We start from the raw sequence: 23,517 nt of genomic DNA, 5'->3' as shown, positions 1-23,517 counted from the left end.
GTAGGTTTTTCATTGTGCTGAGACTGTCCAAACTGGCTGATTATGCGACCGTTGTTCTCGTGCGTCTTGGTGTGCGTGGTGATCTGGCCACGGCAGCGTCTTTGGCGCAGGAGACGGGGGTGCCAGAGCCAACAGTTGCCAAACTGTTGAAAGGGCTGGCAGCAGGTGGGCTGGTTGTCTCTTTCCGTGGTGCCCGGGGCGGCTATCGCTTGGCCGAGGAGCTGGCCGACATCTCCGTGGCCCGGGTCATCAGCGTGGTGGATGGTCCCATCTGCGTGACAGCCTGCTGTGATGGCAAGGAATGTGCACATGGTGAGACCTGCGGTCTGTCAGGGCAGTGGGATATGGTCAATGCAGCGGTCCGGCAGGCCCTGGAGACCATCACTCTGGCCGATATGGCCAACCCCGATCTGAAATTCGATCCGTCCTCTGCCACATCGGTGGAAGCGACAATGCATAGGCCTGAGGAACAGGGAGAATGTCATGCCGGCTGTGTCAGAAACCCGTGAAGCGGTCGAGAAACTGGCAAAGTCCAATTACGAATGGGGCTTTGAGACCAATGTGGAGATGGACCTCGCCCCGAAGGGGCTGAATGAGGACATCGTCCGGCTGATTTCTGCCCGCAAGAAAGAGCCGCAGTGGATGCTGGACTGGCGGCTGAAGGCCTTCCGTGCCTGGCAGGACATGAGCGAACCGGACTGGGCGAAGATCAAGCATCCGCCGATCGACTATCAGGACGCCCATTACTTCGCCCAGCCGAAGAAGAAATCAGGCCCGAAGAGCCTTGATGAGGTCGATCCCGAACTGCTCAGGACATATGAGAAGCTCGGCATCCCCCTGCATGAGCAGGAAATGCTGGCCGGCGTGGAAGGGGCAGGGCAGAAGACACCCGTTGCTGTTGATGCGGTGTTTGACAGCGTGTCCGTGGCCACGACCTTCCGCAAGACCCTGGCCGAGGCCGGGGTGATTTTCTGCCCGATTTCCGAAGCCATCATCGAGCATCCCGAGCTGGTGAAGAAATACCTGGGCACGGTCGTGCCAGTGGCGGACAATTTCTTCTCGGCCCTGAACTCGGCCGTCTTTACCGATGGTTCCTTCGTGTACGTGCCCAAGGGGGTGCGTTGCCCGATGGAGCTGTCCACCTATTTCCGCATCAATGCCCGCAATACGGGGCAGTTTGAGCGGACGCTGATCATTGCCGAGGACCAGGCCACTGTTTCCTATCTGGAAGGCTGCACGGCCCCGCAGCGTGATGAGAACCAGCTTCACGCTGCCGTGGTCGAGCTGGTGGCGATGGAAGATGCCTTCATCAAATATTCCACGGTGCAGAACTGGTACCCGGGGGATGAGAACGGCAAGGGCGGCATCTACAACTTCGTGACCAAGCGGGGCATCTGCAAAGGTGATCGTGCCCGCATCTCATGGACACAGGTCGAAACCGGTTCTGCCATCACGTGGAAGTATCCGTCCTGCATTCTGGCGGGGAAGGGTTCTGTTGGTGAGTTCTATTCCGTTGCGGTGACGAACGGACATCAGCAGGCCGATACGGGTACGAAGATGATCCATCTCGCCCCGGATACACGGTCCACCATCGTGGCGAAGACCATATCCGCCGGACAGTCGGACAGCACCTATCGTGGGCTTGTCCGGATGCAGCCCAAGGCTCGCAACGGTCGGAACTTCACGCAGTGTGACAGCCTGCTGATCGGTGACCAGTGCGGTGCCCATACAGTGCCTTACATCGAGAGCCGCAACATGAGTGCGCGCATCGAGCATGAGGCGACGACATCCAAGATTTCCGAGGACCAGCTCTTCTACTGCCGGTCCCGTGGTTTTTCAGAAGAAGAAGCCGTTGGCCTGATCGTGAACGGTTTCTGCCGGGAAGTCCTCAAGGAACTTCCGATGGAATTTGCTGTGGAAGCACAGAAGCTGCTTCAGATCAGCCTGGAAGGGAGCGTTGGTTGAGCTATGAGTGATTTTCTGAAGATTGAGGGGCTGAAGGCCCAGATCGATGCTGACGGCACCCCCAAGGAAATTCTGAAGGGTCTGGACCTCACGATCCCCAAGGGAGAGGTTCACGCCATCATGGGGCCGAACGGTTCTGGCAAGTCCACGCTCTCCTATGTTCTGGCGGGGCGTGAGGATTACGAGGTGACAGGTGGTTCCGCCCATTTCAAGGGGCAGGACCTGCTGGAGCTGGAGCCGGAAGAACGCGCGGCACTGGGTGTGTTTCTGGCCTTCCAGTCCCCGGTGGAACTGCCCGGTGTCAACAACGCCAACTTCCTGCGGACGGCAGTAAACGCCGTGCGCAAGGCCCGTGGTGAGGAGGAGCTGGATGCCGTGTCCTTCCTCAAGCTGGCACGGGAGGAAACCAGCCGCCTTTCCATGTCCGGCGAGATGCTTAAGCGGGCCGTGAATGTCGGCTTCTCCGGTGGTGAGAAGAAGCGCAACGAGGTGCTCCAGATGCGCCTGCTCAAGCCTTCTCTGGCCATTCTGGACGAGACGGACAGCGGGCTGGACATCGATGCGCTGCGTATCGTGGCGGAGGGTGTGAACTCCCTGCGTGGGCCGGACTTCTCATCACTGGTGATTACCCATCACCAGCGTCTGCTGGAATATATCGTGCCGGACCGTGTGCATGTCATGGCGCACGGACGCATCATCCATAGTGGCGGCCCGGAAGTGGCAACACTGCTGGAAAAACAGGGCTACAAACAGTTTCTTGAGGCGGCAGCGTGAGTGAGAACAGTGCAGCAGCTTGGCAGGCCCTGACGGGGCGTGCCGGAGAGCGTGCAGCCCTGCTGGGAGCGGAAGGGCTGCCAACACGTCGGGTGGAGGCATGGCATTACACGCCACTCCAGTCCCTGAACGGGATTGCCTGGCAGGAGGCTCCAGCCCTTGAAGCCGCCACCGTGAAGCAGCGTGTGGAAGGCCTGAACCTGCCAGAGCATGATGGCCTGCTGGTCTTCGCCAATGGCCGGTTCTGCAAGGAGCTGTCCCACCTGCCAGACTGCATGGACGTGCAGGAATATGGTGACGGTTCTGCCGTGCAGCCGCTGCTGGCGGGGCGTTTCTCTGCCGGTCTGAATGCGGCCCTCCGTCAGCCGGGGGCACGGCTTCATGTTCCGGCCGGGACGGATGCCGGGCTGATCGTCATGGTCAGCCTGACGGAAGGGGATGGCGTGTCCACCCATCTTCATCACAGTGTCACGCTGGATGAGGGGGCGCAGCTGACCCTGCTGGATGTCCAGCTTGGCACGGGGCAGTATCTGACCAATCCGCAGGTGGATGTCCATTGTGCGGACAAGGCGCATCTCAGCCACATCACGCAGCAGGCTGAAAGCCATGAGGCTGCCCGTCTGGCCATTGTTGGTGCCCATGTGGGTGAGCGTGGCAATTATGACAGCTTCACGCTCAATCAGGGGGGCGTGCTGGCCCGTCAGGAAGTCGTCACCCAGCTGTCTGGCCCGTTCAGCAACACGAACGTCAATGCGATCCAGCTTGTCGATGGTGCCCGGCTGAATGACCTGTCTTCCATGATCCATCATGCGTCACCGGACTGCACGTCCCGCCAGACGGTGCGGAGCGTGCTGTCGGAAAACGGACAGGGTGTCTTCCAGGGGAAGATTCTGGTGGACCAGATCGCCCAGAAGACGGATGGCTACCAGATGAACCAGGCCCTGCTCCTGTCCGAAAAGGCACAGATGAACAGCAAGCCGGAGCTTGAGATTTACGCTGATGACGTCAAGTGCAGCCACGGTGCGACCGTCGGTGCGCTGGATGAAGACCAGCTTTTCTATCTCCGCTCTCGTGGGGTCCAGGAGGAGCAGGCCCGTGACATGCTGGTGCAGGCCTTCCTTCTGGAAACGGTGGAACTGGTGGAGCATGAAAGCCTGCGGGACTATCTGCTGAAAGCGTTGCCCGGCCATGTCTGATAACGTGCGTGCCCGCTTCCCCATTCTGTCCGAAACGGCTCATGGCCGTCCGCTGGTCTTTCTGGACAGCGCAGCCTCTGCCCAGAAGCCGGACTGTGTCATCGAGGCGATGAGCGAAGCGGCACGGCACTGTTACGCCAATATCCATCGTGGTCTGTATGACATGAGCGAGCGGACCACGCAGGCTTATGAAGCCGTGCGTGATGATGTGGCCCGGTTCCTCAATGCGGCGGACCGGCAGGAGATCGTTTTCACCAAGAACAGCACGGAGGGCCTCAATCTGCTGGCCCATTCGCTGGGCAGCCAGCTTAGGCCCGGTCAGGCCGTGCTGATCTCCGCTCTGGAGCACCATGCCAACATCGTGCCGTGGCTCATGCTGCGGGACAGGCTGGGCATCGAGCTGCGTGTGGCCCCCATCAATGCGGATGGGGACATCGATCTTGCCGCTTATGAAGAGCTGCTGGGTGATGGCCGTGTTGCGCTGGTTTCCGTCACGCACATGTCCAACGTGCTGGGGACCATCACGCCCGTGAAAAAGTTGGCGGAGCTGGCCCACAGGCACGGGGCGAAAGTCATCGTGGATGGCTCCCAGTCCATCGTCCACCGCAGGGTGAACGTGCAGGCTCTGGGGGCGGATTTCTTCGTCTTTACCGGCCACAAGCTTTATGGGCCTACGGGTGTCGGCATCCTCTGGGGCAGGCTGCCCCTGCTGGAGGAGATGCCGCCTTTTCTGGGTGGAGGGGACATGATCCGCTCCGTCTCGTTCGAGAAGGCAAGCTGGGCCGATGCGCCGCACAAATTCGAGGCTGGCACGCCCGCCATTCTGGAAGTGCTGGGTCTGGGAGCCGCCATCCGTTTCGTGGAGGAGCTGGGGGCAGACGTGATTGAAGCACATGAGCGTGATCTGGTCTCTTATGCCCAGAAGGTGCTTGAAAAGACGGATGGTGTGAGCATCATGGGAAACCCGGTGGAGCGGGGCGGTGTCTTCTCACTTCAGGTGGAGGGGGCACACCCGCATGATCTTGCCGTGCTGCTGGATCAGCAGGGCATTGCCATCCGGGCCGGGCAGCATTGTGCTGAACCGCTGATGCAGGAGCTGGGCGTGCAGGCAACGGCCAGAGCCAGTTTTGCCATTTATACGACACGTGACGAGATAGACGCTCTGGCCCACGGCATTGAGCGTGCGCGTGCCTTACTTGCGTGAGGATGTCATGACAGAAACAGACGAGCTGAAGAGCAGAGATGAGGCGGTTTCTTCCGCTGTGGAAGAGAACGTTCCCGCCGGGCCGTCTGTTCCGACACGGGAGCAGGCCTATGCGGGGCAGGAGGAGCTTGTTCCTCCCCCCGTGGATGCGCCGCCACAGCAGGATGAGGTCATCGCCGCCATCGAGACCGTCTTTGACCCGGAGATTCCGGTCAACGTCTACGAGCTGGGGCTGATCTACGCCATCGACCTGCATGATGACGGGCGTGTGGATATTGAGATGTCCCTCACGGCCCCGAACTGCCCGAGTGCGCAGGAGCTGCCCCAGATGGTGCGCTATGCCGTGCTGTCCGTTCCGACCGTGCGGGAGGTGACCGTCAAGGTGGTCTGGGATCCGCCGTGGGACATGAGCCGGATGAGCGACAATGCCCGTCTTGCCCTGAACATGTTCTGATCCTGAATGAACACGCTGGAAACTGAAGATCGGGAGGGTACCCTCATGACAGATACTGCCCCCAAACGCAGCCTGCCACCCCTGATGACCATGACAGACCGGGCCGCCGCCCGCCTGAAGACCCTGTATGAGGGAGCCGAGAAGGGAAAGTTCCTGCGCATCAGCGTGGGCAAGCGTGGCTGTTCCGGCATGTCTTACGAGATGAATTTCGTGCCGGAAGTCCAGAAAGGGGATGAGCGGATCGAGGATCACGGGCTGACCCTGCTGGTGGACAGCAAGGCGACGCTCTTCCTGATCGGCACGGTCATGGATTATGAGGTGAAGGAGCTGGAATCAGGCTTCACCTTCACCAACCCCAATGAGAAGGGCCGCTGTGGCTGCGGGGAGAGTTTCCACGTCTGATGGTGGAAGCAGGCGCAACGTGATGAAGCGGGAGGGAGGTTATCCCTTCCGCTTTTTTTCGGCTTTGCGGATGCGTTTCGGATCTCTGGAAAGAACCAGCACGGTCTCGACATCCGTGGACCAGAGAAACTGGTCGATCACGGTCCATGACAGCACGGCAAAACCGGCCTGCTTCAGGGCGGGGAGTTCTTTTTCCAGCGCAGCTGGATTGCAGCTGACATAGACCACATCCTGCACTTTGGAGCGCAGAAGGGAGGCCAGCTGCTTGCCTGAGCCAGCATAGGGCGGGTCCAGCACGACAACACGGGCCTGATTCAGTTCAGGCGGCAGGAGGGGCTGGCGATTCAGGTCCCGCTCGGAGCCTTCTGCACGGCTGCCGTGGGTAGCGGCACGGAGGGAGGCGATGGCCGCCCTGTCGCCCTCATAGGCCTGCACGAAACCGTGCTGGGCCAGCGGGAAGGTCAGGGTTCCGCATCCAGCATACAGCTCGATGATCCGGTCCTTCCGGTTCAGCGGCGGCAGACCGGCAAGAACGGCTTCACGGATGGCCTGCTCACCTTCCTGACTGGCCTGAAGAAAACTGGCTGGTGGGGGTGAGACCCTGACACCGCCAAAATGATGGAAGACCGGCCCCGTCTGTGCAGCCGTTTCCATCATCCTGCCGGGAGCCGGACGCCATGTGATGCGTGGAATCCCATGGTCCCGTGCAAAAGCGGCCAGTTTTTCCCTGTCAGAACCGCTCAGGGGAGCGGGTGTCTCCAGCGTCAGGTCCGGGCCGCTGTCCAGAAGGTTGATGGCCAGATTGCCACGCCCTGTCAGGGCACCAAGGGAGGAGAGGCACTCACGGAGTGGAGGAAGCAGCTTCAGCAGTTCCGGGCGGATGAGGGGACATTCCGTCATGTCCACCGGGTCACCACCCCGTTGATGCAGCCCGAGAATGATGCCCCCCGGTACCCTTTGCAGGGCTACGTCCAGCCGCTGGCGGCTGTGAGGGGGCGTCTGGTACAGGGCAGGTTCTGGCAGGTCCGTAAAGCCGCTTCTGTTCAGGGCACGCTGGACCTGATCCTTTTTCCACTCCAGCAGGGCGGTCTGGTCCATGTGCTGGAGGGCACAGCCGCCGCAGAGGTCGGACAGGGAGCAGGGCGCTTCTACCCGATGGGGGGATGTGCTTTCCCGCTCCAGAAGTTCCGCTTCGCCGTCATGGAATCGCAGATGCAGTTGCTCGCCCGGCAGGGTTCCGGGAATGTACCAGGCCCGCCCCTCATGACGCACCATCCCGTCTCCCGAACGGCCGAGCTGTTCGACAGTGGCGTGAATCTGCGTGGACGTTTCCATCATGAGTCGGACGGATCACGTGGTTCCGGCAGGAAGCTGACCTTCATGAAAGCAGGTACATTCTCGCCAAAGCCATCCTGCATCCCGTTCTTTTCCGGTACGGGCGGCAGCAGTTCGGCTCGGCCGGACCGCTTGTGGTCATGCTTGCGGGCTTCCGGCAGAGGATCACGCTCCGGCTGCTTCTTGCGGGCCGGACGGTCTTCCTGCTTCGGTTCGGCAGTTTTCCTGTTTCTGCCACCCCGCTGCTGACCCTTGCTCTCATCCTTGGCGGAGGCAGGGGAGGCATCCTCCTCTCCACGCCATTCAAGATGGCGGAAGCCTTTTACAGTCAGCGGCTCGATCGTCTTGCCCGTCAGGCTCTCGACGGCCTCGAGCAGCTTCTGCTCATCAGGTGTGGCCAGACTGTAGGCCTTGCCTTCCTTGCCGGCACGGCCCGTGCGGCCAATACGGTGGACGTAATCTTCCGCATTGAAAGGCAGGTCATAGTTGAAGACATGGGACAGCCCGCCAATGTCAATGCCACGGGCCGCCACGTCGGAGCAGACGAGAATCTGGAGATCACCTGTGCGGAAGCGCTCGAGGGTTTCGAAACGCAGGTCCTGCGTCAGGTCGCCATGCAGGTGGCCGACAGAGAATTTCTGCCGTGTCAGATGGCGTTCCAGTGTGTCCACGTCACGCTTGCGGTTGCAGAAGATGATGGCGTTCTGCACGTCATCCTGCCGCAGCAGGGCGCAGAGGGCACGGCTCTTGTCCTTCTTCTCCACGACCAGCAGGCCCTCGGTAATGGTGCTGGCAACGGAGGACTGGCGGGCGACGGTGATTTCCTTGGGACTGTTCAGGAAATTGTCGGCCAGACGGCGGATCTCCGGAGCCATGGTGGCGGAGAAGAAAAGGGTCTGGCGCCGTCTGGGCAGCAGGCTCACGATGCGCTCAATATCGGGAATGAAGCCCATGTCCAGCATACGGTCGGCCTCATCAATGACGAGAAGGTCAGTCTGCGTCATCAGCAGTCCGCCCCGTTCGAACATGTCGAGCAGCCGCCCCGGGGTGGCGATGAGGACGTCCACGCCACGGTTGAGCAGTTCCTTCTGCTCGTTCATCTTGCCGCCACCGATCAGCAGAGCGTGGGTGAGGCGCAGATGCGCCCCGTACTGCTTGAAGTTCTCGGCAACCTGGAGGGCAAGCTCACGGGTGGGTTCCAGAATGAGCGAACGGGGCATCCTGGCCCGGGCTCGGGATTTGGAGAGCTTCTCCAGCATCGGCAGGGTGAAGGAGGCCGTCTTGCCGGTGCCAGTCTGCGCCACGCCAAGGACGTCACGCCCGGTCAGAATCTCTGGCACGGCCTGTGCCTGGATGGGCGTGGGATGAGTATAGCCCATTTCCTCCACGGCCCGGAGGATCGGTTCGGAAAGACCAAGATCGCTGAAGAGGATACGGCTTTCCGAGCCGGTCTCGGTGGGTGTTCCCTCAGCTGGTTTTTCTGCCTGCGGCTCAGCCGTTTCTGCTTCAGCCTTCTTCGCTCTTTTCCGGCGAGGCTTGGCTGGTGTGGCGGATGCCTTGTCTTCCGTTCCGGCTGGTGCGGCGCTGCCTGCCGTGGTTTCGACCGTTTCTTCAGCAGCTTTCCGACGGGTGGAAGGGCGGCGTGTTGGAGGGGTAGCCGACTCTTCGTGGTCGTCCACGGTTTCCGTGGCCGGTGTGGCTTCGGCCGTCTTTTTGCGGCGTGTGCGAGGCGTTGCCGGTTTTTTTTCCGGGACGTCGGCTTTGGCAGTTTCTGTTTCGGCTGTTTTTCTGGTGCGGGTAGTCGCCCTGCGTTTGCGTGCGGGGGGAGCTTCCTCACTCCCGGCAGCTGCTGTGGGGTCTGCCGGGGCAGATGCTTCCTCAGCAGTGGCAGCCTTGCGGCGGGTGCCCTTTACTGTTTTCTTTGCCGGAGTGGAGGCGCTGCTTTCTGTCGCCTCATCTGGGGAGGGAGCATCTTTTGGCGTGGGTTTCACGCTGCGGCGGCGCGTCGTGCGCTTGGGTTTCTCGGCAGGCTCCGCAGCTTCAGCAGCCGGGGCTGTCTCATCAGCAGCCGTGGCGGCTGGAGTCGTGGCTTTCTTCCTGGTACCGGCTGTCGTGCTGCGGCGTCGCGTGGTTGGTTTGCGGGCGGCAGTGGTGGTGTCATCCTGCACAGTATCGTCCGCTGGCTGTTCCGTCCCGGTTTCTGTCCCGGTGCGGGGTGTCTTCGTGCGGGGAGTGGACGTTTTCCGCACGCGGCTGGTGCTGCTGCGGGTCTTGGACGGACCAGAGGATGGTTTACTGCTCAAATGACTCTCGGAATGTTTCTGTTACAGGGCAGGCTGCCCGGCAGCCTGTCGGGCAGATGAAAGGCAACCGGAGAGGAAGGGTATCAGCCTCTCCGGTTCGTTAATATCCGTTATCGTCAAATGCCGTTTTTGGCAAGGTAATAGGCGGTCGCTCACGGTGAAGAGAGCTGGATGTCAGGCGCCGCCACCAAGAGCACCGGCGATGATGGCGATGATGCCTGCCAGCGCCATGAGGGCTGCCCGCCGATGCAGGGAGCTGAAAAGCTGCGGCTGAGGGCGGATGGCACGCCGTGCTGCCCGCAGTGGGCCGAAAAGCATGCTCAGGAAAATGACGATCATCACCAGCCCGCAGAAGGCCATGAGGTGGAACGGCCAAGGCAGATAGGCGCCTGCATGGATGATGAGGGCGATTCCGCTGAGGACAGCCACAGGGACGACGTGGCAGAGCGCCTTGAGATAACGGCCATAGGTCTGAAGCAGAACCGTGTTGGCCTGCTGTGCTTCCAGCAGGCGGACGCTGCGGCGGGACTGGAGGCAGAAGATGGCGCCACCGACCCAGTAGGTGATGCAGAGGAGATGCAGGGCGAGGATGAGCCCCCAGAGAATGGAACTGGTCATGGTCAATCCGTAACGTGTAACTGAGTGATTGGCCACGTCTTATAGAGGGAAGATTCCATTATGTCCTGTTTTCCGTATCAGGAAGCCCTGTCGCAGGCTCTTCTGGCTCCTGAGGATACACGGCGGATGGATCATGCCATGGCATCGACTCTGCCTGTAATCATGGAGAGAGCTGGCATGATGGCTGCCCGGGCTGTCTGCCAGCATGTCCGGCCCTGCCGGGTTCTGGTGGCCTGTGGGCCAGGGAACAATGGGGGCGATGGCCATGTGCTGGCCCGTCATCTGGCCGAGCGTGGCTGGCCTGTGTCCGTGGCGGTGCTGCATCCGCCTGAGCCTGGCAGTCTGGCTGACAGGATGGCAAAGCGCTGGCATGGGCCGGTAGTGGCTTTCACGCAGGAAGAGGCCCGACGGGCTGATCTGGTGATTGATGCCGTATTCGGTGCTGGCATGAACCGGTCCCTGCCGGAATGTGTCGAAGATTTCTTTGCTGCGGCACGGCAGATCATTGCCATTGACGTTCCATCTGGTCTGGACGGTGCTACAGGGGCGTGTTCGGGGCGTGTGGCAGCCTGCCGGATGACCATTGCCCTGATCCGCAAAAGGCCGGGCCATCTGCTGGAACCGGGGCGGTCGCTCTGTGGTGAGGTTGTCTGCGTCGATCTGGCGGCGCCTGCCGCTGCCATGATCCAGATGGAGAGTGTCCGGCTGTGGGAGAATGCACCGGGTTTATGGCGGCTCCCGGCGCAGAGGCCTGGGGACCACAAATACAGACGGGGCGTGGTAAGCATCTGTGGTGGTGCTGCCATGCACGGTGCCGCCTTGTTTGCGTTCGAGGCAGCCCGGCATGTCGGTGCCGGGCTTGTCCGCCTTACGGTGCCAGCCGAGGCTGCCACGCTGTACCGACTCGCTTCACCGGCTGCTATTGTGGATGCACAGCCCATGGAGCAGGCGCTGGAGGATGAGCGCCGGCACGTCTGGGTCTGTGGCCCCGGCCTGTGTCTGGAGGAGGTGGAGCGGACACTGCCATGCCTTCAGAAGTCTGGTCGAACAATCGTGGCTGATGCCGGTGCGTTGTCATGGGCGGCCGGGCACCCCGAGCGACTGAAGGGGGTTTCCGTCATGACGCCGCACATGGGTGAGTTTTCCCGCCTTTTCGGGCAGGTGGAGGGGAGCCGTCTGGAGGCCGCACGGCGGGCTGCAGCCCGGTTGGGTGTCGTGGTTGTTCTGAAGGGAGCTGATACGGTCATTGCGGCTCCGGATGGCCGTTCGTCCATCAACGTCCACGCCACGCCAGCTCTGGCCATTGCCGGGGCAGGGGATGTGCTGAGTGGGCTTGTCGGGGCCTTTCTTGCCGCAGGGCTGCCCGCCTGGGAGGCTGCTGCTGCGGCTGTCTGGGTTCATGGTGAGGCAGGACGGCGTGCTGCCCGCAGGAAAGCAGGCTGGATCGTACCGGAAGACCTTTTTGGAGAGCTGGGGGCAGCCCGGCATGCGGCTTCCAAGAGGCCTGAAGGGGACAGTGTGTGCGTGAGGGCAGAATAACAGGACCGCCCATGGCAGAAATGACATCTTTGCAAAGAGAAACCCTTGCCGATGCCTGTCTCATGCGCTAAATCCGCAGACTGATGAAGGGTCCGTGCCTGCCTGTCAGGGGGTGCGGATGCTGGAGAACAGGTCGTATGGTTCATGCGGGCGTGGTGAAATTGGTAGACACGCCAGATTTAGGTTCTGGTGGCGCAAGCTGTGGGGGTTCAAGTCCCTCCGCCCGCACCAAGGCAGTCTCCTCCTGAGTACAACAATGTTGATGATCCCCTTGTCATAGAGAAGGAATAGCGGTTTCATGCAGGTTACGCCCACACTCACCGAAGGCCTGAAGCGGTCCTTCACCGTAGTTATTCCCGCTGCTGACCTGCAGGGCCGTTGCGATGCCCGTCTGGCTGAAGTGGCTCGTGATGTGAAGCTTCCCGGCTTCCGCCCGGGCAAGGTTCCGGCCTCCGTCGTCAAGCAGCGCTTTGGTGAATCCGTCCAGGCGGAAGTGACGGAAAAGCTGGTGCAGGAGAGCGTGAAGTCCCTGCTGGAAGAGCGTGACATTCGCCCGGCCATGCAGCCGAAGGTTGAGATCGTTTCTGGTGGAACTGAGGGCAAGCCCTTCGAATTCACGCTGGAGATGGAAATCCTGCCGGAAATCCCGACCCCGGACATGGCAGGCACGAAGCTGACCCGCTACAGTGCCAAGGTTGCTGATGAGGTTGTGGACAAGGCTCTGGCCGAGGTTGCCCAGCGCAACCGCAAGTTCGAGACGGTGGATGAGAGCCGTCCGGCTGGCAAGGGTGATGTGCTGAACGTCAATTTCGTTGGCAAGAAGGATGGCGTGCCGTTTGATGGTGGCACGGCCGAGGATGTCAATGTCGAGATTGGCGGTGCTGGTTTCATCCCCGGTTTTGCCGAGCAGATGGAAGGCATGAAGCCGGGTGAGGAACGCACGATCGCGGTGACCTTCCCGGAGAATTACCAGGCCAAGGAGCTCGCCGGTCAGGAAGCTACATTCGAGATCAAGGCCAATGCGCTGAAGAAGCCGGTCGATCCGACGATTGATGATGAGTTTGCCAAGTCTCTGGGGCTGGAGAGCGTCGAGCAGATGCGCAAGCTGATTGCCGAGCAGGCAGAGGGCGAGTACAAGCAGCTTTCCCGTATGCGCATCAAGCGGGACCTGCTGGACATCCTGTCCAAGAAGGTTGACTTTGAGGCCCCGCAGAGCATGGTGGATGCCGAGTTTGGCCAGATCTGGAGCCGTATCGAGGCTGAGCGCAAGAATGGCAGCCTTGATGAGAAGGATGCTGCCAAGGATGAGGAAACCCTGCGGGCCGACTATCGCAGGATTGCCGAGCGTCGTGTGAAGCTGGGTCTGCTTCTGGCCGAGCTTGGCCGCAAGCAGGACATCCAGGTCTCGCAGGAAGAGCTGCTCTCTGCCATGCAGCAGGAGGCTCGCCGGTACCCGGGGCAGGAGCAGGCCGTGTTCGAGTTCTTTACGAAGAATCCTCAGGCCATCGATAACCTGCGCGGGCCAATCCTTGAGGATAAGGTCGTCGATTATCTGATCGAGCTGGCTGAAGTGACCGACAAGGAAGTGACGGCAGAGGAACTGGCCAACATTCCGGATGCTGACTGATTGCTGCATCTGAGGAAGGAAGGGGCAGCAGCCGCTGCCCCTTTTTTTTGCTCTTGGCAGGAAGATTCCTCTGATATTAGTCCATTCTGTGCGAAGACACGGGCAAAGAGGGTGTGCTAGGCTAGGGGGAGTTGTAAAGGAAAATACCTATGGGCATTGAAGACCGTAATCCTCTGGACGTGTTCAATAACACTCTTGTTCCAATGGTGGTGGAGCAGACCTCAAGGGGTGAGCGCTCTTTCGACATTTATTCCCGGCTTTTGCAGGAGCGTATCATTTTTCTGACAGGCCCGGTCTATGACCAGGTCTCGTCTCTGATCTGTGCGCAGCTGCTCTACCTTGAGAGTGTCAGCCCGACCAAGGAAATCTCTTTCTATATCAACAGCCCTGGCGGGGTCGTCTCTGCCGGTCTGGCGATGTACGACACCATGCAGTATATCCGTTCACCGGTCAGCACGGTCTGTATCGGTCAGGCTGCGTCCATGGGGTCACTGCTGTTGGCTGCCGGTGAGGCGGGCCGCCGTTTCTGCCTGCCCAATGCCCGTGTCATGGTCCACCAGCCTTCCGGTGGAGCGCAGGGGCAGGCTTCGGACATCGAAATTCAGGCCCGTGAAATCCTGCATATCCGTCGCCGGCTGAATGAGATCTACCGTGAGCATACAGGGCGTGCGCTGGAGGAAATCGAGGAGGCGCTGGAGCGTGACCGTTATCTCTCTGCTGCGGAGGCCAAGGAGTTCGGGCTGGTGGATGAGGTTGTGACACGTCATCCCGCGGAGAAGAAAAGGGCCTGATCTGATTGTTGAACAGGGCATTCAGGGGTCTGAACATACCCGTCTCCCATACGGGTTTGAGGAGCTGTAATGAGCGGAAAAGATAGCGATTCAAAGAATACGCTTTATTGTTCATTCTGTGGGAAATCCCAGCATGAGGTGAAGAAACTCATTGCCGGGCCAACCGTATTCATCTGTAATGAATGTGTTGAACTGTGCACGGACATCATCCGTGAGGAGCGGAACACAGGCCCTGTGACCAGTGGTGAAGGGGTGCCAACTCCACGGGAAATCTGCCAGATACTCAATGATTATGTCATTGGCCAGAGTGAAGCCAAGAAGGTGCTTTCGGTGGCGGTGCATAATCATTACAAGCGGCTGGAGCAGTCCGAAAAGGCTGGTGATGTCGAGATCGGCAAGGCCAACATCATGCTGATCGGTCCGACGGGAACGGGGAAGACCCTGCTGGCCCAGACACTGGCCCGCATTCTGGACGTTCCCTTCACCATGGCCGATGCCACGACACTGACAGAAGCTGGCTATGTGGGAGAGGATGTTGAGAACATCATCCTCAAGCTGCTTCAGGCCTGTGACTATAATGTTGAACGTGCCCAGCGTGGCATTGTCTATATTGATGAGATCGACAAGATTTCCCGCAAGGCGGAGAATCCGTCCATCACCCGGGATGTCTCTGGTGAAGGCGTGCAGCAGGCTCTGCTGAAGCTGATGGAAGGCACGGTGGCCTCCGTTCCTCCGCAGGGAGGGCGCAAGCATCCGCAGCAGGAGTTCGTGCAGGTCGATACGACCAACATGCTCTTCATCTGTGGCGGGGCCTTTGCCGGGCTGGACAAGGTCATCAGTGCTCGTGGCAAGGGCAGTGGCATTGGTTTTGGGGCGGATGTGCGCTCCGAGGATGACCGCAAGCTGGGAGATATCCTCAAGGATATCGAGCCGGAAGACCTCATGAAATACGGCCTGATTCCGGAATTCATTGGTCGTCTGCCGGTCATCGCCACGCTGAATGACCTTGATGAGGCCGCTCTCGTCCAGATTCTGACAGAGCCGAAAAATGCTCTGGTCAAGCAGTATCAGCGTCTCTTCCAGATGGAAGGGGTGGAGCTGGAGTTTGAGGAAGAGGCCATCAAGGGGATTGCTGCCCGTGCCATCGAGCGGCAGACTGGGGCCCGGGGTCTGCGTTCCATCATGGAAAAAATCCTGATGGAAACGATGTTTGACCTTCCAGGCCGGAAGAATGTCGACAAGGTTGTCGTCACCCGGGATGTGGCGGAAGGCCGTGCAGAGCCTGTCTATGTTCACGGCCAGCAGGCTGAGGAAGAAAAACAGGCGGACTGAAAGAGGCGGACGCTGGCAGATTTCCATCATCTGCCAGCGCTTCGCAGCGACAGGGGTATTGTCCCTTGTGCCTTGATACCCCACATAGAGATACAGAATGAAAGAGCCCCTTGCCGTGCCACTTTTTCAGGGCGGCGGGGGTTTGATCGTCCGTTATGGAGATCCTGAAGCATGAGTGACGAAAAGAAACCAAAGACAGCCCGCCGCAAGACTGCTGCCAAGGATGCCGACAAGGGTAGCGTCGCCCGGACGCGGCGTACGGCTTCCACGTCTGCTACCCGTAAAGATGGAGAGGCCAAGGCTTCTGCGGCTCCTCGCAGGAAGGCTGCGTCCTCCAAGGCTGAAAGCGGCAAGGCTACAGTGGCCGCTCAGTCGCCCCGGAAGGAAGCGCCTGTCATGCCGGTGCTGCCCCTGCGGAATATTGTCGTCTTCCCACACATGATTGTTCCACTCTTTGTGGGACGTGAGAAATCAATCCATGCTCTGGAGCAGATGCCGGAGGATGTCCGTGAGATCATTCTCGTGTCCCAGAAAGATGTGGGCAAAGATGAGCCGACTGTTGATGATGTGTTCCGCATCGGGACGGTTGCCAGCGTCCTCCAGCTTCTGAAATTGCCCGATGGTACGGTGAAGGTTCTGGTGGAAGGGCTGCGCCGTGTCCGTCTTGTTGGCCTGAAGGAGCAGGATGGCTATTTTCAGAGCTCTGTGGAAGACCTTCCCGATGAGCTGGGTGCCCGTGGTGGGGAACGTGAAGCTCTGGCCCGTTCTGCCGTAAAACGGTTTGAGGATTATGCCCGGCTGAACAAGAAGGTGGCGCCGGAGGTACTGGCCTCGGTCAGCCATCTGGAGGATCCGTCCCGTCTGGCGGATACGATTGCCAGCCACCTCAACCTGCGGATTCCGGAACGGCAGGAGCTGCTGGAAACCCTCTCCGTGGAGGAGAGGCTGGAGCGTGTCTTTGCGGGGATGGAAGCGGAAATAGACGTTCTTCAGGTGGAGAAGCGTATCCGCAGCCGTGTGAAGAAGCAGATGGAGAAAACCCAGCGGGAGTATTATCTGAATGAGCAGATGAAGGCCATTCAGAAAGAACTGGGTGAAGGCGAGGATGGCCGTGACGAACTTGCCGAGATCGAAGAGAAGATCGAAACGCAGGGGCTAAGCCAGGAAGCCAGGGAGAAGGCCCGTGGCGAGCTGAAAAAGCTGCGGAGCATGAGCCCCATGTCTGCCGAGGGCACAGTGGTCCGCAGTTATCTGGACTGGCTGGTCAGCCTGCCATGGAAGAAACGCTCCAAACTGGCAAAATCCCTCCAGAAGGCAGAAGACGTTCTTGAAGCTGATCACTATGGGTTGGAGAAGATCAAGGAACGTGTCCTCGAGTATCTGGCCGTCCAGAGCCGTGCGAAGAAGCTGAAGGGGCCGATCCTCTGTCTGGTTGGCCCTCCGGGTGTTGGCAAGACCTCTCTGGCACGGTCCATCGCCAGGGCGACAGGGCGGAAATATGTCCGCATTTCCCTTGGGGGGATGAAGGATGAATCCGAGATACGTGGTCACAGACGGACCTATATCGGTGCCATGCCGGGCAAGATTGTCCAGGGTATCAAGAAGGCCGGGGTAAGCAATCCACTCTTCCTGCTGGATGAGGTGGACAAGCTGGGGTCGGACTGGCGGGGGGATCCGTCTTCCGCCCTGCTGGAGGTGCTGGACCCGGAACAGAACAACACGTTCGGGGACCATTACCTCGAGGTGGAATATGATCTTTCTGATATCATGTTCATCGCCACGGCCAATTCTCTCGACATGCCCCAGCCGTTGCTGGACCGCATGGAGATCATCCGCCTTTCTGGATATACGGAACAGGAGAAGCTGGAGATCGCCAAGAGGCATCTGCTGGCCAAGCAGGCGAAAGAGCATAATCTGAAGCCTGGTGAATGGCACGTGACAGACGAGGCTCTTCTGGCGCTTATCCGGTCTTATACACGGGAAGCCGGGGTGCGCAGTCTGGAGAGGATGATCGCCCGTCTGGCGCGTAAGGCCGTGCGTGAGATTCTGTCTGGCAAGGTGAAAAAGATCGAGGTGACGCCAGAGACGCTGGAGGTTTATGCCGGTGTCCCACGTTACCGTCATGGTGAGGCTGATCAGGAGGATCAGATCGGTATCGTGACGGGCCTGGCCTGGACACAGGTTGGCGGAGAGATCCTGACCATCGAGAGCCTGACCATGCCGGGCAAGGGCACGATCCGTCATACCGGCAAGCTTGGTGATGTGATGAAGGAGAGCGTGTCTGCGGCTTTCTCCTATGTGAAGTCCCGTGCCGAGACATTCGGTATCGACCCGGCCGTGCTTGAGAAAACGGACATTCACGTGCACCTGCCAGAGGGGGCCGTGCCGAAGGATGGCCCTTCTGCGGGTTCAGCGCTGACCACGTCTCTCGTCAGTGTGCTGACACGCATCCCGGTCCGGCATGATGTTGCCATGACGGGGGAGGTGACCCTGCGTGGCCGTGTTCTGGAGATTGGTGGGTTGAAGGAGAAGCTGCTCGCAGCTCTGCGGGCTGGCATCAAGACGGTTCTCATCCCGGAAATGAATGTCAAAGACCTGGCTGAGATTCCTGAAAATGTGAAAGAAGGGTTACAGATCATTCCCGTCCAGCATATGGATGAAGTGCTGAATATTGCCTTGACAGAGCCGCCGAAGGCTTTGGCAGCGGGGCAGATGGCGGGCAGGAGTGCCAAGAAAGTGAACGGGGAAGGAATTTCTCGCTCAATTCAACATTAAGTAAGGGTATTCTTGGCTTCAGGCTGTTGACGCGGACGAAAACCGCTTCATAGTGCAGGTGTAAATCGCAATATGTGATTCTGGCCTCTTTGCGAGGCTGTCTCACCAAACGTTGAAAGGCTTACCATGGAGAAACCTCTGAACAAGCAGGAACTCATTGCTTCCGTTGCCGAGGCCGCTGATCTTCCCAAGGCGAAGGCTGGTGATGTCGTGGATGCCGTGTTCGGCACCATCGAGAAGACCCTGGCCAAGGGGCAGGAAGTTCGCCTGGTAGGCTTTGGCAGCTTCGTGACAGCCACCCGCAAGGCTGCCAAGGGCCGCAACCCGCGTACGGGTGAAGAGATCGACATTCCGGCTTCCACGTCCGTGCGTTTCAAGCCGGGCAAGGGCCTGAAGGATGCCGTCAGCAAGTAAGCTGGCATCGTGGAAACGGGGAAGATAAATTTCTGAAAAAAATGAGAATTCCCCGTTGCGCTCCGTGAGGCTTTTGCCTATAAACCGGGGCGGGCAATTAGCTCAGCGGTAGAGCGTCTCGTTTACACCGAGAGGGTCGGCGGTTCGATCCCGTCATTGCCCACCATCTTACATTCAAGTTTTTTTATGACCTGGCGTTTCGAATATCATGAAACGCTGGCATCCACTTCCGATCTCTGTCGGAAACGGGCTGAAGCCGGCGAAGAAGACAGGCTGGCCGTTGTGGCAGAGCGACAGAGCGCAGCCCGGGGAAGCCGGGGGCGCAGCTGGCAGAGTGGCGAGGGAAATCTGGCATTTTCCTTTCTTTTCCGTTTTTCCGAAAATCAGGCCATGCGGGCGGTTCTGCCCTATATGGTGGCTCTGGCCCTTCGTGATGGGCTCGTGGCCGCAGCGGATCTGTCGGGGGAGGCTTCAGCCTCGCTATGGCTGAAATGGCCGAACGATCTTCTGCTTTCAGGCCGGAAAATGGCAGGTATTCTGATTGAAACCGGTTTTCTGGCAGCCGGGGCAGAGGGGCTGCCCTGTTGGGCGGTCATAGGCATGGGGGCCAATCTGCGGCAGGCTCCGATCATGGAAGGCCGGACACTCGCAGCCCTTTCCGAGGTCTGCTCTCCGCCGGATGCCCAGGCCTGCGCCCAGGCCATCGTGCGAGCGTTCGATGGATGGATGGAACGCTGGCAGCGTGAGGGCAACGGTGTGATCTGGGAGAGCTGGATGGAGCGTGCTCATCCTCTGGGTACTCGACTGATCCTTCGAAGACATGGTAGGGAAGTAGCAGGACAATTCGCCGGGCTTGATGCGCAGGGACATCTTCTGCTCGCACTGGACGATGGTGGCATGACCTCGGTCGTGACGGGTGATGTGATCTGTGAGTAAGGGAGGGGATGTGCTGCTCGTCATTGATGCTGGCAATACAAATGTGGTTTTTGCCGTTCATGATGGCGAGGCATGGGTAGGACGCTGGCGCATCTCGACGGATGATCGCAGAACGGCGGATGAATATGCCGTCTGGCTGCTGGCCTTGATGGAACGGGCAGGTCTGGGCCCGGATTGTGTAACGCAGGCCATTATCGGGACGGTGGTTCCGGCTGCGTTGTATGATCTGCGGCGCCTGTGCCGTAGCTGGCTGCATGTGGAGCCTCTTGTGGCCAATCATGAGCTGGACTGGAACATGGATGTGCTGGTGGATACGCCGGCAGAGCTTGGGGCTGACCGCCTGCTGAACGGCCTCGCCGCCCGGCAGCTTTACGGCGGGGGCCCGCTGGTGGTTGTGGATTTTGGTACGGCGACAACCTTCGATGTTGTCGATGCTCGGGGCCGCTATTGCGGTGGAGCGATTGCACCGGGGGTCAATCTCTCGATGGATGCCCTGCATCAGGCAGCGGCCCGTCTGCCCCGTGTCAGTGTTGGCCGGCCGGTGGAAGCAATAGGTCGCAGCACAAGTGTTGCGATGCGATCAGGCCTCTTCTGGGGGTATGTAGGTCTGGTCGAAGGGATTGTTCACCGCATTGCCGGTGAGATGGATGGACGTCCCCGGGTTGTGGCGACGGGCGGTCTGGCTCCGCTCTTCTCCGAGGGGACAACGTTATTTGATGAAGTGGCACCCGACCTGACGCTGGAGGGACTGCGCCTCCTGGCCGGGCAGAACAGGGACCGTTTCATCACCGATTTTTCCGGGCAACAGGCCCATACCGCCTTCGGGCACCCTGATAATTCTTGAACAGGAACTGATGCGTTTATGACAGACCAGAAGAGTGATTTTGCCTTCCTTCCCTTGGGAGGGACGGGCGAGATCGGCATGAATTTCAACCTGTACCGCCTGCGCGAAAATGGTGAGGAACACTGGCTGGCCATCGATTGTGGCATCGGCTTCTCCGGCAATGATACGCCGGAAGCCGACGTGCTGATGTCCGATCCGACCTTCATCGCAGAACGGAAAGACAGTCTGCACGGGCTGGTCATTACCCACGCCCATGAGGACCATGTGGGGGCTGTAGCCCACCTCTGGCGGCAGATGCGCTGTCCTGTCTACGCCACGCCGTTCACGGCAGCCGTGCTGCGGCGCAAGCTGAGCGAGGCGAACCTTCAGAACCAGGTCGTCATCCACATCATCATGCCGGGTTCCCGGTTTGAGGTCGGGCCGTTCGATCTCCAGTTCATCCCGGTAACCCACTCCATTGTGGAAGCCCAGTCCGTCGCCATTCGCAGTCCGTATGGCATTGTCATTCACACCGGGGACTGGAAGCTGGACCCGACTCCACTTGTCGGTCCCGTGACGGATGAGGATGCCTTCCGTGCATTGGGTGATGAAGGCGTGCTGGCCATGGTGGGTGACAGCACCAATGTCATGAAGGAGGGGCGGTCCCAGTCTGAGGCGGATGTCCGTGTCGGCCTGACGGAAATGATCGCCGGGCTGGAAGGACGTGTGGCCGTGACGTGCTTCGCCAGCAACGTGGCCCGTGTGGAGAGCATCGCCAAGGCTGCGCTCGCTTCTGGCCGTGAGGTGATGGTGGTGGGACGCTCCCTGCGCAATCTGGAGGCCGCCGCCCGGGAATGTGGCTACTTTGCCGATCTGCCGCCTTTCCTGACGGAATATGACATCAAGGATGTTCCTGATGAAAACCTGCTGATGATCATTACGGGGAGCCAGGGTGAGGCCCGCTCCGCTCTGTCTCGTATCGCCTGTGATACCCATTCCACCATTTCCCTGGGGGAAGGGGACACGGTGATTTACAGCTCCCGTGTCATTCCGGGGAATGAGCAGGCCGTCATGACGGTGCAGGACAATCTGACACGCCGTGGCGTGACCGTGCTGACGGACAAGGATGGCATGGTGCATACATCCGGCCATGCAACGGGTGGGGATATCCGCCATCTCTACAGCCTTGTTCGCCCCCGTTACAGCATTCCCACCCATGGGGAATGGCGCCATCTGACAGCCCACGGGGCTTTGGCCCGTGAGGCCGGTGCTGAGGCCGTGCTGCTGGAGGATGGTGACATCCTCAATCTGGGGCCGGGGCCGGTCGAGGTGGTCGATACGGCTCCGACGGGCCTTCTGGCTCTGGATGGTGACCGCCTTCTGCCCATGACGGGTGGTGTGCTGGCGGCCCGTCGCCGGATGCTTTTCAATGGCGTGGTGCTGGCCAGCTTTGCCGTGGATGATGAGGGTTATGTCATTGGCGAACCACGCATCAGTGCACCAGGTCTTCTGGAGCGGGATGACCCTGAAAGCACCCGCATCCGTGAAGAATTCGCCTATGCCATTGATGAGATTCCTGATGAATTCCGTCAGGACGATCAGGCCTTCCGGGATGTGGCACGCACAGCCCTGCGGCGGGCACTCGGCCGCAAGCTGCGGAAGCGTCCGCTGGTTGATGTCCATCTCCTGCGCGTCTGAGGGAAAAAGAACATGCGGTTAAGTCAGGCATTCCAGCCTACTCTGAAAGAAGTCCCCGCCGAGGCGCAGATTGCCTCACACCGGCTGATGCTGCGGGCGGGGCTTGTGCGGCAGACATCCTCGGGCATCTATACGTGGCTGCCCGCCGGGCTGCGTGTCCTGCGGAACATCGCCACCATCGTGCGGCAGGAGCAGGACCGGATTGGCGGACAGGAAATCCTGATGCCGACCGTTCAGTCCGCCGATCTGTGGCGGCGTTCCGGCCGTTATGATGCGTACGGACCGGAGATGCTGCGTCTTGAGGACCGGCACGGGCGTGAGATGCTTTACGGCCCGACCAATGAGGAAATGGTGACGGACCTTTTCGGCAGCACGGTGAAATCCTACCGTGAGCTGCCGAAGATGCTCTACCACATCCAGTGGAAGTTCAGGGACGAGGTCCGCCCCCGCTTCGGCGTGATGCGTGGCCGTGAGTTCTACATGAAGGACGGTTACAGTTTCGACCTGTCCTATGAGGATGCGGTGAGCAGCTATTACCGCATCATGCTGTCCTACCTGAAGATTTTCCGCCGTCTTGGTGTGCAGGCCGTGCCGATGGCGGCCGATACGGGGCCGATTGGTGGCGAGCTGAGCCATGAGTTCCTCGTTCTTGCTCCGACAGGGGAGAGTGAGGTCTTCTATGATGCTGGCTGGGACGAGATTGACTGGGACAGCATCGGCCTGGACCCGCAGAAGGAGGAAGACCTTCAGAAACTCCGTGAGATCGTGAAGACGACCTATTCCGCCACGGATGAAAAACATGACCTTTCCGCCTGGGAGGCCGTGCCGGAAGACCGCCGTCGTGGTGGCCGGGGCATCGAGGTCGGCCACATCTTCTATTTCGGCACGAAATATACCGAATCCATGGGTGTGGAAGTGAGCGGTGCCGATGGTGCGCCCCTGCATCCGCACATGGGGTCCTATGGCATCGGGGTGTCCCGTCTGGTCGGAGCCATCATCGAGGCGTCTCATGATGAAGCCGGGATCATCTGGCCGGAAGAGGTGGCTCCCTATCGGGCGGTTCTGCTCAACCTCCGCCCTGGTGATGAGCTGTGCGACCAGCTCTGTGAAACCATCTACAGCCGTGACCCGGAAGGGCTGCTCTATGATGACCGGTCCGACCGTGCCGGGGTGAAATTCAATGATGCCGACCTGATGGGTCATCCGTGGCAGATCATCGTTGGTCCCCGTGGGGCCAAGGCGGGAATGGTGGAGCTGAAGCACCGTGCCTCCGGCGAACGCAGCGAACTGCCTCTTGATGAAGCTCTGGCGAAACTGGGGCTTGGCTGAGC

20 protein-coding genes and 2 tRNA genes are annotated in these 23,517 nt (G+C 59.9%); 19 read left to right on the top strand and 3 right to left on the bottom strand.

Features of this window, described 5'->3' with window-relative positions; translation table 11 throughout:
• The first annotated feature begins 14 nt into the window (after positions 1 to 14).
• From DTQ13_RS00785 to DTQ13_RS00755, 7 genes are read left to right on the top strand one after another with little or no spacing between them, the layout of a single operon-like run.
• Positions 15 to 509: an SUF system Fe-S cluster assembly regulator gene (locus tag DTQ13_RS00785; protein ID WP_081563234.1), complete on the top strand. Its 495-nt coding sequence runs from the start codon at positions 15 to 17 to the stop codon at positions 507 to 509.
• Entirely contained in the window at positions 484 to 1,965 is a 1,482-nt protein-coding gene (gene sufB, locus DTQ13_RS00780; RefSeq protein ID WP_086441718.1) for a Fe-S cluster assembly protein SufB, read from the top strand. Before DTQ13_RS00785 ends, sufB begins: the two co-directional genes overlap by 26 nt.
• Before the next feature lie 3 nt (positions 1,966 to 1,968).
• Entirely contained in the window at positions 1,969 to 2,739 is a 771-nt protein-coding gene (gene sufC, locus DTQ13_RS00775; protein ID WP_043559896.1) for a Fe-S cluster assembly ATPase SufC, read from the top strand.
• Entirely contained in the window at positions 2,736 to 3,935 is a 1,200-nt protein-coding gene (gene sufD, locus DTQ13_RS00770; RefSeq protein ID WP_248460757.1) for a Fe-S cluster assembly protein SufD, read from the top strand. Before sufC ends, sufD begins: the two co-directional genes overlap by 4 nt.
• Complete coding sequence (locus DTQ13_RS00765) at positions 3,928 to 5,139, top strand: aminotransferase class V-fold PLP-dependent enzyme (protein WP_248460756.1); 1,212 nt, start codon at positions 3,928 to 3,930, stop codon at positions 5,137 to 5,139. Before sufD ends, DTQ13_RS00765 begins: the two co-directional genes overlap by 8 nt.
• 7 nt (positions 5,140 to 5,146) lie before the next feature.
• Positions 5,147 to 5,593, top strand: a complete 447-nt coding sequence (locus DTQ13_RS00760) for an SUF system Fe-S cluster assembly protein (RefSeq protein WP_081563230.1) — start codon at positions 5,147 to 5,149, stop codon at positions 5,591 to 5,593.
• Positions 5,594 to 5,638: 45 nt separating this feature from the next.
• The gene (locus DTQ13_RS00755) at positions 5,639 to 5,995 is read left to right on the top strand and encodes an iron-sulfur cluster assembly accessory protein (protein ID WP_043561127.1); all 357 of its coding nucleotides are present in this window, start codon (positions 5,639 to 5,641) and stop codon (positions 5,993 to 5,995) included.
• Positions 5,996 to 6,034: 39 nt separating this feature from the next.
• Here the strand turns inward: DTQ13_RS00755 and DTQ13_RS00750 are convergent, their stop codons facing one another.
• From DTQ13_RS00750 to DTQ13_RS00740, 3 genes are all read right to left on the bottom strand, one after another.
• Positions 6,035 to 7,333 carry a class I SAM-dependent RNA methyltransferase gene (locus DTQ13_RS00750; protein ID WP_154981391.1) on the bottom strand — a complete coding sequence of 433 codons (1,299 nt, stop codon included), beginning with the start codon at positions 7,331 to 7,333 and terminating at the stop codon, positions 6,035 to 6,037.
• Positions 7,330 to 9,321 (bottom strand): DEAD/DEAH box helicase, encoded by a 1,992-nt coding sequence (locus DTQ13_RS00745; RefSeq protein ID WP_248461257.1) that lies wholly within the window; start codon positions 9,319 to 9,321, stop codon positions 7,330 to 7,332. Before DTQ13_RS00745 ends, DTQ13_RS00750 begins: the two co-directional genes overlap by 4 nt.
• A gap of 486 nt (positions 9,322 to 9,807) precedes the next feature.
• Positions 9,808 to 10,251 (bottom strand): hypothetical protein, encoded by a 444-nt coding sequence (locus DTQ13_RS00740; RefSeq protein ID WP_043559900.1) that lies wholly within the window; start codon positions 10,249 to 10,251, stop codon positions 9,808 to 9,810.
• Positions 10,252 to 10,311: 60 nt separating this feature from the next.
• On the opposite strand from DTQ13_RS00740, the gene DTQ13_RS00735 reads away from it, so the two are divergent.
• The 12 genes from DTQ13_RS00735 (at position 10,312) to proS (ending at position 23,515) form a co-directional block, all read left to right on the top strand.
• Entirely contained in the window at positions 10,312 to 11,790 is a 1,479-nt protein-coding gene (locus DTQ13_RS00735) for an NAD(P)H-hydrate dehydratase (RefSeq protein ID WP_248460755.1), read from the top strand.
• Positions 11,791 to 11,936: 146 nt separating this feature from the next.
• Positions 11,937 to 12,021: transfer RNA gene (locus tag DTQ13_RS00730), tRNA-Leu, on the top strand.
• Positions 12,022 to 12,088: 67 nt separating this feature from the next.
• Positions 12,089 to 13,417 (top strand): trigger factor, encoded by a 1,329-nt coding sequence (gene tig, locus DTQ13_RS00725; protein WP_248460754.1) that lies wholly within the window; start codon positions 12,089 to 12,091, stop codon positions 13,415 to 13,417.
• 149 nt (positions 13,418 to 13,566) lie between these two features.
• Positions 13,567 to 14,208, top strand: a complete 642-nt coding sequence (locus DTQ13_RS00720) for an ATP-dependent Clp protease proteolytic subunit (RefSeq protein ID WP_043559905.1) — start codon at positions 13,567 to 13,569, stop codon at positions 14,206 to 14,208.
• 69 nt (positions 14,209 to 14,277) lie between these two features.
• The gene (gene clpX, locus DTQ13_RS00715) at positions 14,278 to 15,540 is read left to right on the top strand and encodes an ATP-dependent Clp protease ATP-binding subunit ClpX (protein ID WP_043559908.1); all 1,263 of its coding nucleotides are present in this window, start codon (positions 14,278 to 14,280) and stop codon (positions 15,538 to 15,540) included.
• A 171-nt stretch (positions 15,541 to 15,711) separates the two neighbouring features.
• Positions 15,712 to 18,315, top strand: coding sequence for an endopeptidase La (lon, locus tag DTQ13_RS00710; protein WP_086431452.1), 2,604 nt, complete (start codon positions 15,712 to 15,714; stop codon positions 18,313 to 18,315).
• Between the two features lie 126 nt (positions 18,316 to 18,441).
• Positions 18,442 to 18,729, top strand: coding sequence for an HU family DNA-binding protein (locus tag DTQ13_RS00705; RefSeq protein ID WP_043559910.1), 288 nt, complete (start codon positions 18,442 to 18,444; stop codon positions 18,727 to 18,729).
• A gap of 91 nt (positions 18,730 to 18,820) precedes the next feature.
• Positions 18,821 to 18,895: transfer RNA gene (locus tag DTQ13_RS00700), tRNA-Val, on the top strand.
• Between the two features lie 20 nt (positions 18,896 to 18,915).
• Positions 18,916 to 19,665: a biotin--[acetyl-CoA-carboxylase] ligase gene (locus DTQ13_RS00695; protein ID WP_192848253.1), complete on the top strand. Its 750-nt coding sequence runs from the start codon at positions 18,916 to 18,918 to the stop codon at positions 19,663 to 19,665.
• Positions 19,666 to 19,675: 10 nt separating this feature from the next.
• Positions 19,676 to 20,509 (top strand): type III pantothenate kinase, encoded by an 834-nt coding sequence (locus DTQ13_RS00690; RefSeq protein ID WP_043559914.1) that lies wholly within the window; start codon positions 19,676 to 19,678, stop codon positions 20,507 to 20,509.
• Between the two features lie 18 nt (positions 20,510 to 20,527).
• The gene (locus tag DTQ13_RS00685) at positions 20,528 to 22,186 is read left to right on the top strand and encodes a ribonuclease J (protein ID WP_043559916.1); all 1,659 of its coding nucleotides are present in this window, start codon (positions 20,528 to 20,530) and stop codon (positions 22,184 to 22,186) included.
• A gap of 12 nt (positions 22,187 to 22,198) precedes the next feature.
• Entirely contained in the window at positions 22,199 to 23,515 is a 1,317-nt protein-coding gene (proS, locus tag DTQ13_RS00680) for a proline--tRNA ligase (protein ID WP_192848252.1), read from the top strand.
• Positions 23,516 to 23,517 lie beyond the last annotated feature (2 nt).

Source organism: Parasaccharibacter sp. TMW 2.1888 (assembly GCF_023167265.1).
Lineage (GTDB): Bacteria > Pseudomonadota > Alphaproteobacteria > Acetobacterales > Acetobacteraceae > Bombella > Bombella apis.
Note: the sequence above shows the minus strand (reverse complement) of the source record. Positions and strands in the feature narration are given on the sequence as shown.

Excerpts from the sequence above, each read along its gene's own strand:
- DTQ13_RS00720 (WP_043559905.1), top strand. The coding sequence starts at position 13,567 with ATGGGCATTGAAGACCGTAATCCTCTGGACGTGTTCAATAACACTCTT.
- proS (WP_192848252.1), top strand. The coding sequence starts at position 22,199 with ATGCGGTTAAGTCAGGCATTCCAGCCTACTCTGAAAGAAGTCCCCGCC.
- DTQ13_RS00705 (WP_043559910.1), top strand. The coding sequence starts at position 18,442 with ATGGAGAAACCTCTGAACAAGCAGGAACTCATTGCTTCCGTTGCCGAG.
- DTQ13_RS00760 (WP_081563230.1), top strand. The coding sequence starts at position 5,147 with ATGACAGAAACAGACGAGCTGAAGAGCAGAGATGAGGCGGTTTCTTCC.
- tig (WP_248460754.1), top strand. The coding sequence starts at position 12,089 with ATGCAGGTTACGCCCACACTCACCGAAGGCCTGAAGCGGTCCTTCACC.
- lon (WP_086431452.1), top strand. The coding sequence starts at position 15,712 with ATGAGTGACGAAAAGAAACCAAAGACAGCCCGCCGCAAGACTGCTGCC.
- clpX (WP_043559908.1), top strand. The coding sequence starts at position 14,278 with ATGAGCGGAAAAGATAGCGATTCAAAGAATACGCTTTATTGTTCATTC.
- DTQ13_RS00750 (WP_154981391.1), bottom strand. The coding sequence starts at position 7,333 with ATGATGGAAACGTCCACGCAGATTCACGCCACTGTCGAACAGCTCGGC.
- DTQ13_RS00735 (WP_248460755.1), top strand. The coding sequence starts at position 10,312 with ATGTCCTGTTTTCCGTATCAGGAAGCCCTGTCGCAGGCTCTTCTGGCT.
- DTQ13_RS00765 (WP_248460756.1), top strand. The coding sequence starts at position 3,928 with ATGTCTGATAACGTGCGTGCCCGCTTCCCCATTCTGTCCGAAACGGCT.
- DTQ13_RS00755 (WP_043561127.1), top strand. The coding sequence starts at position 5,639 with ATGACAGATACTGCCCCCAAACGCAGCCTGCCACCCCTGATGACCATG.
- DTQ13_RS00685 (WP_043559916.1), top strand. The coding sequence starts at position 20,528 with ATGACAGACCAGAAGAGTGATTTTGCCTTCCTTCCCTTGGGAGGGACG.
- sufC (WP_043559896.1), top strand. The coding sequence starts at position 1,969 with ATGAGTGATTTTCTGAAGATTGAGGGGCTGAAGGCCCAGATCGATGCT.
- DTQ13_RS00695 (WP_192848253.1), top strand. The coding sequence starts at position 18,916 with ATGACCTGGCGTTTCGAATATCATGAAACGCTGGCATCCACTTCCGAT.
- DTQ13_RS00740 (WP_043559900.1), bottom strand. The coding sequence starts at position 10,251 with ATGACCAGTTCCATTCTCTGGGGGCTCATCCTCGCCCTGCATCTCCTC.
- sufB (WP_086441718.1), top strand. The coding sequence starts at position 484 with ATGCCGGCTGTGTCAGAAACCCGTGAAGCGGTCGAGAAACTGGCAAAG.